This window comes from Wolbachia pipientis, assembly GCF_023661085.1.
Taxonomy (GTDB): domain Bacteria; phylum Pseudomonadota; class Alphaproteobacteria; order Rickettsiales; family Anaplasmataceae; genus Wolbachia.
The window spans coordinates 1-8,372 of the sequence record NZ_JAHDJT010000053.1 but is presented as its reverse complement, the minus strand read 5'-3'; the positions used below and the strand labels follow the sequence as shown (position 1 = coordinate 8,372).

The window sequence follows — 8,372 nt, the reverse complement described above, 5'->3', positions numbered from 1 at the left end:
CATAAAAACGCCAATACTAAAAATAAATACTGACCAGGGCTTCTTTTGCCTTTTTTTCTCACCTGATAAATTTCTTAAATATTTATTACTAAAGTAGTATCCTAGATCCCAGTGTCGCGCGCTGGGATGACGGGAGGAGGGGGCGCTGGAATAACAGGAGGAGTGGCAGGGAAAGGAAGTGCTGGGATGACACCCGTAGCTCTGTCATTCCAGCGCGTGACGCTGGAATCTAGGAAAGTTTGCTTGTAAGCAAGCAAACTAATTTTGTGAACATAGAAAGTAGCTAATCTTAATTTAAAACACACCATTTAATCATTATGGAAATGCTAGATCCCAGTGTCAAGCACTGGGATGACAAGAAGAGAGTACTGTGATGACAGGAGGAGAGGTACTTGGATGACAAGAAAGGAAGGTACTTGGATGAGTGTGCCGTAGAAGCGGTAAGCTGAAACTGCATAATAGATGAGGGCGCGGGAATGACACTGTCATAAAGGAACCGGTGCCGTCTTATTAACTGGCAAGAGAGTATCTACTTAGATGATACCCTCTTGGCAGGCTCAAATCACAATGTTCGCACAGTTATGGCTTATATTTTTGTAATACTAATTATGTTAAACTCTCTTGTATGGCTCCCTTCGGTTGGAGTTATATTAAATATTAATTCTTTTCCATCTGAAGACAAAGTTCCATTATCTACCCTATAGTTATTCACATGACAACCGCTGCTGTCTTCTATTCTTTCTTCTATTTGTAAAGATCTGAGATCAAGGACAATATCTTTATGTATGTTCTCATTCGGACCTATATATTCATATAGGTTTTTAAATACCAAGTTCTCATGTTCATCACGTTCTACTATATATGTGCTAAGATCTGTAAGATCTGGACTATCTTTATTATATTCAGATACTACATAATAAGCATTATCCTCGAAAAATCCCGAATAGTCATCGAAAAGATTTATAAAGTCTGTCATAATGTTTACCCTTTGCTATCAAACTATTAATATGATAACTGATATTCCTGTATAAGTCAAGTAAGTTAATTTATTAGTATTTTTGGCGATCAGGCCCCAGCTATCACACCACTTGGAGATTTTCCTTTTTGCTCAATTCTTTTACCTTTGGCTCGCTGATCATAGTCCGAACGATATTGGCTGCCATAGCAGCACAACCCAAAATGGGAAAAGTAATAGAAACAAAAGGAATAATAGGAGATTCAAAAGGTAATACAGGTATAATTCCCCCTATTAAAAACGAGGCGCTAGATGCGATATTAATATGGATCTTTGTTAGCTTTTCCTGTCCTGGAGTGTTTTCTATGCTAAGCTGATTATTAAGATTGCGTTTTCGAAAGTGGTCAACATATGACCATATGTTCAAACCGAGTGAAACTATACTTAGTGCAATACTCAAAGCAGCAGAGTGCAAATTTAAGCTAGGAACATCAAAAACCAGTGATGCTATGTACCCAATAAAAGAAGCAATGGATAGCATGGTAACTAGACGTTTTGAGTAAGTTCTTATTTTTTTTCTGTCAACAAGCCTCTTTTTCTTACAACCCATAAACTTAAGCATAATTAATACATCATGGCATTAATTCGTTCAAAAACAATGTGTAAGTTAAGAGTGCCCGAGAGAAGACTTGAACTTCCACAACTGAAAAGTTACTAGCACCTGAAGCTAGCGCGTCTACCAATTCCGCCACCCGGGCTTTTTGTGGTTTACTGTGTTAAAATTAAATAATATACTTAAGCAATTTTTAGTTCAAAGATAATGTCGGACAATTTAAACCTAGATCAAATATTTTTTGCTCAAAACAATGTTAATATTAATAACGTATATAAAATAGTCAACCATGCTTTGAGCAATAGTGATGGCGGTGAGCTATTTTTAGAGTTTTGTCAGTCAGAGTCCCTGGTTTTCGATGATAACATATTGAAGCACATGGATTTGAATACCAGAAGGGGATTTGGCCTGAGGTCTTTTTGCGAGGACAGCACATCTTTTGTTTGTTCTTCTGAGATTAGCGAAAAAGAAATTAGTAACGCTGCTTCTATAGTTAAAAGCTCAGTGTCTTTGAACAAAACAAATTCAATAAGCTTAAGCAAAGAGACAAAAAACCTATATTCGAAAATTAACCCCATAAATGAAATAGATCTAAGCTCAAAAATTAAACTGCTCAATGAGGTTAATGAGTATGTAAGATCCAAAAATAACTGTGTGAAACAAGTAAAAATAACTCTAAGTGGAGAATGGCAAGTTGTACAAATAATAAAGGATGATCACAGATTAAGCGACATCAGGCCTCTAGTACGTTTTAATGTGCTGGTTATCATAGAAAAAGATGGCCGCACTGAAAGAGGTTCTGCCGGACACGGTGGACGGGATTCTTGCAGTAAGTTTATTTCTGAGAAAAAGTGGAAAGAAGTTGCAAGCCAGGCTTTAGAACAGGCATTAGTAAATCTTGAAGCAGTTCCAACTCCGGCTGGAGAGATGACAGTTATTCTAGGTCCAGGCTGGCCAGGAGTGTTGTTACATGAAGCTGTGGGTCATGGACTCGAAGGCGATTTTAATCGTAAAGGAGTCTCAGCATTTTCAAATTCTATTGGTAAACAAGTAGCAGCTAGTGGCATCACAGTAGTTGATGACGGAACTCTGCCTAATTTGCGTGGTTCTATTAGCATAGATGATGAAGGTACTCCTTCTGGTTATAATGTGTTGATAGAAGATGGAATCCTCAAAGGATATATGCAGGATCATATGAATGCTAAACTCATGGGAGTAAATCCAACCGGTAATGGTAGGAGGGAAAGTTATAAGGAAGTTACTATGCCGCGCATGACAAATACCTATATGTTGCCTGGAAAACATACACCAGAAGAAATAATATCTAGCGTGAAGAAAGGTCTATATGCAGTAAATTTTGGTGGTGGGCAGGTTGATATAACATCAGGAAAATTTGTTTTTTCATCTTCAGAAGCTTATTTGATAGAAAATGGTAAAATTACACAGCCAGTCAAAGGAGCAACGCTAATTGGTGACGGGCCAACAGTGCTGAAGAAAGTATCCATGGTTGGCAATGACTTAAAGCTAGATCCTGGTATTGGTACATGTTCAAAAGATGGACAAAACGTGCCTGTTGGAGTTGGTCAACCAACACTCAAAGTTGACGCAATTACGGTAGGCGGGACTGAGTTATAAGTTAGGGGTATTGGCCTGATTTTCTACTGCTTTTTGTCGTTGATCTTTCAATCTTTCTTGATAAGAAGGTTTATTAGGCTGCTCACTTTCTTGAGTAAGTTGCTTCCCAGGCGTTACAGCAGGTTGGTTATCTTTTCCAGCTCCCTTAACTTCGGATTTTAGACTTTCACTAATTCTACTACTAATCTCACTACCCCATTCTTTCTCCTCTTCAGTCTCAGGGTTATACAAAGTACCTTTCCTGTTATTTGAAAAGAGACTTTTGACTGCATTTACTTCAGTGAATAAGAGTCCAACAATAGCAATACCTATCATAATTGGGCCAGTGCCAAAGATTAATGTCGTAAAAGTAAAAAAAGCAACAGGAAGTAAAGATTTACGTAAGAACGTTGTGACCATCTCTTCATCACTAAGTGGTGGCTCATCTTTTTCTTTACCGCCACCTAAAAATGGTATTTTGTCTTTTAGCCCACTCATCAAGGAGCCAGAAATGTTTTTAGGATCTATCTTTATTCCAAGTGGCCACCCAGCAAGCTTTATAAGTGAATCTTTAGCTTCTGTACTGCGTATGTCATCTACACACTTATCAACCACTTCTTTTATTTTATTATTCTCTAAATTCTCTTTGCTAGCTAAATTTTTTTCTCTAATTTTCTCAAATACGGAAATTAAAAACTGAAGGAAATTTTCCTCACTTAGTGGCTTTATTCTTTGATTAACATCGTTGAATATCTTTCCTCTATTCTCAAATACAAAAGTAAAAATTTTCTTTTCATTTTCATTCTGTAATCGAGATACCCGTTCCTTTAATAACTTCAAATTACCCAGTAATTTTTGTTCTTGCTCCTTTGAAAGTTTTTCTTGCAGTTTCTTTGCTATTTTCTTTATCTCCTGTTGTGTTTGCTTTTCTAGATTTTCTAAAGTATCTAGAAAAGCTCGATAGATTAACTGATGTTTCCTTTTTTTAAAACTTTTCTTATCTTCGTTAGTTAACTGAATAGATGTTCCTGTGGACTCCTTCTTTCCTGCTTGTGGAGCTGATGTTATACTTACCATGGCTGACCTGTTTACATTTACCTATGTTTTAATTGTAGCATATTTTTTATATTAGTTCAAGTGATTTATAATCTTAAGAACCTGCAGCGTTTAAGTCATAATTAAGAAAATTTGAGCCCCAGTTGTCGCTAATTTTTACCTCCACTTCAAGCGGTATAGAAATTTTTACTGCATTTTCCATTACGTCTTTCACAAGTTTTGCTGTTTCTTGTACCTTATTGTCCTCTACCTCAATCAATAGCTCATCATGAACTTGGAGAATTATTTTACCAGCTTTTAGCTGATCATAAATTTGAATCATTGCACGTTTTGTTATATCAGCAACAGTTCCTTGCACAGGTGCATTTATTGCTACCCTTTCCGCAAATTGTCTTAAGTAAGGGATTTTATTGTTTATGTCTTCTACAAAGCATCTTCTACCAAATAAAGTTTCTACATAGCCGTGCTGTTTCGCGATAGACACCTCCTTTTCCATATAGACCTTTATCTCTGGATAACAGGAGAAATAATAATCAATGTATTCAGCAGCTTCCTCAACGGTAATTTTAAACCGCCTTGCGAGACCAAACGGGCTAATGCCATATATAATGCCGAAATTAATGGATTTTGCTTTTTGCCTCAGCTGTTTATCTACCTCTGTACCTTCTCGCACTCCAAAAACTTGCCTTGCGGTGATATTGTGAACGTCTTGTCCATTTGCAAAAGCTTCTTTAAATGCTGCAACATCTGCAATATGCGCCAAGAGTCTTAATTCTATCTGTGAGTAATCAGCAGAAATTATCTTGTGTCCTTTTGGCGCAATAAATGCTTGCCTGATAAAGCTTCCCTCTTCACTTCTGATAGGGATACTCTGCAGATTAGGATTGCTGGAGCTAAGCCTACCTGTTGCAGTTGTTGAGAAGCTCGTGTGTACTCTACCATCAAGAGGGTCAACTCGCTTGATTAGCGCATCGACATAGGTACCCTTTAGCTTGCTTAAGTGTCGCCAATCTAAAATTTTACCTGCAATTTCAGCTCCTTCCATTTCAAGTTCTTCTAGTACTTCAGAGTTTGTGCTATACGATCCTGATTTTAACTTTTTCTTCTTATTAAGCCCCATTTTATTAAACAAAACATCGCTTAATTGTTTTGGCGAAGCAATATTGAATCTTTCTCCTGCCAAATTATATATATCATTCTCAAGCACAGTGAGTAACTGTTGAAATTTATCAGACAATTCCTGCAGTTTTTGAATGTTTAGCAATATTCCATTTTGCTCCATGTTGAGTATCACTTTCATAAGCGGCTTATCGAAACGCTCGTAAATTGTAAAAAGCTTTCCCTGGAATAATCTTCGTGTTAGCTTTTCATGGATCGCTATTAAAGTTTTTGCTGAGAAAACCTCTACATTTTCACTCAAATTATGTGCAATTATGTTTGGAATGCTGTGATCGTGCTTTCCTGTGTCAAGGCTATATGACATTGTCATCAAATCATCAACTGAGCCCAGTGCTTTCTCTATTGTAGGAAATGTTTCTCTGATCTTTCTAATATCATGTATTATTTTAAGCACCCCGTTTGAAAGGAGAGTTGAATTAATCGTAATAATTGCATCTTGTAGGCAGTTTTGATCTATGTAGAAAATATTATCTTCACTGCAAGACAAGGAGATTTTGCTGAGTACATCGTTTTCAAAGTGGCAATGGATTGCGATTTTGCCTTCATATCTGCAGTGCTCCAAAAATTTTTCTAATTCTTCACTAATATATTCTAGTTTCTTTTCCGCGCTGGATTTATTATAAGAAAAAAGCTTCTCCGCTTTGCTTATCAATGAATTAAACTCATACTTCTTTAGAAAGGATAACAATTTCTCCATATTTGGAGGATGAACTTCATATTTTGCAACATCATGCTGAAGATCTACTTTCTCGCATAGTAATAAAAGTTTTCGTGAAGTTAGCGCTTTTTCCTTATGTTCGGTAAGAATATTACGTACCCTTGTTTGCTCAATGCTACTAATGTTTTCCAGAATATTGTCCAAGGAACCAAATTCATCAAGCAATTTAGCTGCAGTCTTTGGGCCTATTCCTGGAACGCCTGAGATGTTATCAGATGCATCTCCAGTTAGAGAAAGTAAATCAAGAAGCTTGTTCGAATTTACACCAAATTTTTCTATTACTTGTTTTTCATCTATGTATATATTTTTGATAGGGTCGAATATTAAAATGTTGTAATTCAAGAGTTGAAACAAATCTTTATCTGACGAAACTACTACCACCTTAAAGTCTTGGTGGTTGGCGTATTTTGCAGCTAATGTTGCAATTATGTCATCTGCTTCATAGCCTTCAATCTCTTCATAGCTGAGATTGAAAGCTTCTACTGCTTCCCTTAGTATTGCAAACTGTGGAATCAAGTCCTCAGGAGGAGTTACCCTATTTGCTTTGTACTCGGGGTATAAATCGTGTCTAAAATTTTTTTTGCCAGAGTCAAATGCTATGGTCAAGTAATCCGAGTGAGTAATGTACTTAAGAACCATATTTAGAAAGCCGTACACGGCACCTATTGGAATACCGGTTGTGGTAGTTAAATGATGCAAAGCGTAATAAGCTCTGAAAAGAAAGCCGTAACCATCAATGATTGTGAAAGTTTTTTCTTGCATTGTAGATATTTATGTGTGCCTTTGATAGTTTATTATTTGGATATAAAAATCAAGCCTTTGTTTCTACTTTTGAGCACTGCAAGAGACTTTGCTAAAAATAATATTCATGCATAGTTAATAGTTATCGTTTAAAATTAAGTTGTATTGGTAATAAATTGAGGGTTTGAAATGAGTAAAAAGACGGGAAAATCAAAAAGGTCGAAATCAGCTGGTCAGCCTATAAAGGCTATCAGTAGCCCGATTATTCCTGACTCTGCTTCAGTCAAAAGTGAAACAATACCAATAAAAGTTAGATCAAAAGCTAAAGCAAATAGCCGAATTCCTGGAAAAGATAGAACCCACTCCTTGTCAACTTTTAGCATTGACTCTGATACAGTATCAATATCAAGTAATAGTGGAATATCGTCAAGCTCCAGCACGATAAGTGACAGCGAAGTGTTTGATACAAGATCAATATCAGGCGATAGTGGAATATCATCTGGTCGAACTACACCAACTGCCTCAATAGCAGAAGATCACCCTAAGTCAAAATCGGCAAGCGGTAGAAAATCACCTATTCAGGAAAAATTGAAGAAAGTCAGCATTCCTGAAGTGCCAAAAGATTTTGTCATATCGAAGAAAAAACCTCCTCAGATAAAGAGTAAACCTCAACAAACTCAAAAGAAAGTTGAGCAAGCTGTTAGCCTTGATGATCAAATTAAAGCTCTACAGAATAAACAAAATGCTCTGCAGCAGAAGCTCACTCGCCTTAAGAAGCAGAGTAAAGCATTTATATTTATAAAGTCCAAAGAACAGAAAGCTAAAGAGAAGGAACTGAATTCTCAATTAGAGGAAGTAACAAAAGCTAGATGGAGAGTTGAGCTTGATAGAAAATTTGAAAGTGACAAAGACTCAAAAATTTTAGATTTTGTAAATAAATCTCGTGATGTAAGTAACTCTAATAATAAACACCTAGAGGGAATAGATAAAATAGTACAAGAGCACTTTCGACAGTATGGACATTACATATGTGATAACTGTAATGACTTTCTGAATTCAAGATCTTTTGTGTACAAATCCCTTCAGGAAATCCTAGATAGAGCTAATCCTATGTATGAAGATAAACAAATCTTGCTCAGATATGATGCATATCAGGTTAAAAGTCTGTTGCAAAGTAGTAACATAAAAGAGAAAGAAGATCAGAGAGCGCTAAAAGAGATGTATGAAGACTTAAAGAATGAAATGAGTAAAAGCAGGAAGAACTTCGACTCAAAAGATGATCAATATATTCATAAATTAAGGAAAGGTAGAAGCGCATCACCAAATTCGATTATGAAATCTGTGCAAACAGCGCAGCAGTCGCAACACTTCAGGTCCTGAGGAACAGAGTTTATCGTTGCTGCAGGCTCTCGCATATCAAACTAGCTTTGGCATATGCGAAAAGACTACTTGACAACCTCCCCCGTTACCCTTATTATAGCATTGAAGCTATTTGT

7 protein-coding genes and 1 tRNA gene are annotated in these 8,372 nt (G+C 36.5%); 3 read left to right on the top strand and 5 right to left on the bottom strand.

Features of this window, described 5'->3' with window-relative positions:
• The first annotated feature begins 111 nt into the window (after positions 1-111).
• Complete coding sequence (locus DM84_RS03175; RefSeq protein ID WP_250778296.1) at positions 112-249, top strand: hypothetical protein; 138 nt, start codon at positions 112-114, stop codon at positions 247-249.
• A gap of 337 nt (positions 250-586) precedes the next feature.
• Here DM84_RS03175 and DM84_RS03170 read toward each other — a convergent pair whose 3' ends face one another.
• The 3 genes from DM84_RS03170 to DM84_RS03160 form a co-directional block, all read right to left on the bottom strand.
• The gene (locus DM84_RS03170; RefSeq protein ID WP_250778295.1) at positions 587-976 is read right to left on the bottom strand and encodes a hypothetical protein; all 390 of its coding nucleotides are present in this window, start codon (positions 974-976) and stop codon (positions 587-589) included.
• Between the two features lie 103 nt (positions 977-1,079).
• A complete protein-coding gene (locus tag DM84_RS03165) occupies positions 1,080-1,577 on the bottom strand; it encodes a hypothetical protein (protein ID WP_349305101.1) in 498 nt (165 codons plus the stop codon).
• Positions 1,578-1,629: 52 nt separating this feature from the next.
• Positions 1,630-1,713, bottom strand: a tRNA-Leu gene (locus tag DM84_RS03160).
• Between the two features lie 62 nt (positions 1,714-1,775).
• Between DM84_RS03160 and tldD the strand changes: the two genes are divergently transcribed.
• Positions 1,776-3,203 (top strand): metalloprotease TldD, encoded by a 1,428-nt coding sequence (tldD, locus tag DM84_RS03155; protein WP_250778294.1) that lies wholly within the window; start codon positions 1,776-1,778, stop codon positions 3,201-3,203.
• Here tldD and DM84_RS03150 read toward each other — a convergent pair.
• On the bottom strand, positions 3,198-4,259 hold the full coding sequence (locus tag DM84_RS03150; RefSeq protein ID WP_250778293.1) for a hypothetical protein: 1,062 nt from the start codon (positions 4,257-4,259) through the stop codon (positions 3,198-3,200). The two genes, tldD and DM84_RS03150, sit on opposite strands and share 6 nt — an antisense overlap.
• A 73-nt stretch (positions 4,260-4,332) precedes the next feature.
• Positions 4,333-6,897, bottom strand: coding sequence for a DNA polymerase I (gene polA / locus DM84_RS03145; RefSeq protein ID WP_250778292.1), 2,565 nt, complete (start codon positions 6,895-6,897; stop codon positions 4,333-4,335).
• A gap of 168 nt (positions 6,898-7,065) precedes the next feature.
• Between polA and DM84_RS03140 the strand changes: the two genes are divergently transcribed.
• A complete protein-coding gene (locus tag DM84_RS03140; protein ID WP_250778291.1) occupies positions 7,066-8,256 on the top strand; it encodes a cell envelope integrity protein TolA in 1,191 nt (396 codons plus the stop codon).
• Positions 8,257-8,372: the final 116 nt, after the last annotated feature.

What these genes read in the sequence shown, in the direction of transcription:
- tldD (WP_250778294.1), top strand. Translation starts at nt 1,776, where the DNA reads ATGTCGGACAATTTAAACCTAGATCAAATATTTTTTGCTCAAAACAAT.
- DM84_RS03170 (WP_250778295.1), bottom strand. Translation starts at nt 976, where the DNA reads ATGACAGACTTTATAAATCTTTTCGATGACTATTCGGGATTTTTCGAG.
- DM84_RS03150 (WP_250778293.1), bottom strand. Translation starts at nt 4,259, where the DNA reads ATGGTAAGTATAACATCAGCTCCACAAGCAGGAAAGAAGGAGTCCACA.
- DM84_RS03165 (WP_349305101.1), bottom strand. Translation starts at nt 1,577, where the DNA reads ATGCTTAAGTTTATGGGTTGTAAGAAAAAGAGGCTTGTTGACAGAAAA.
- polA (WP_250778292.1), bottom strand. Translation starts at nt 6,897, where the DNA reads ATGCAAGAAAAAACTTTCACAATCATTGATGGTTACGGCTTTCTTTTC.
- DM84_RS03140 (WP_250778291.1), top strand. Translation starts at nt 7,066, where the DNA reads ATGAGTAAAAAGACGGGAAAATCAAAAAGGTCGAAATCAGCTGGTCAG.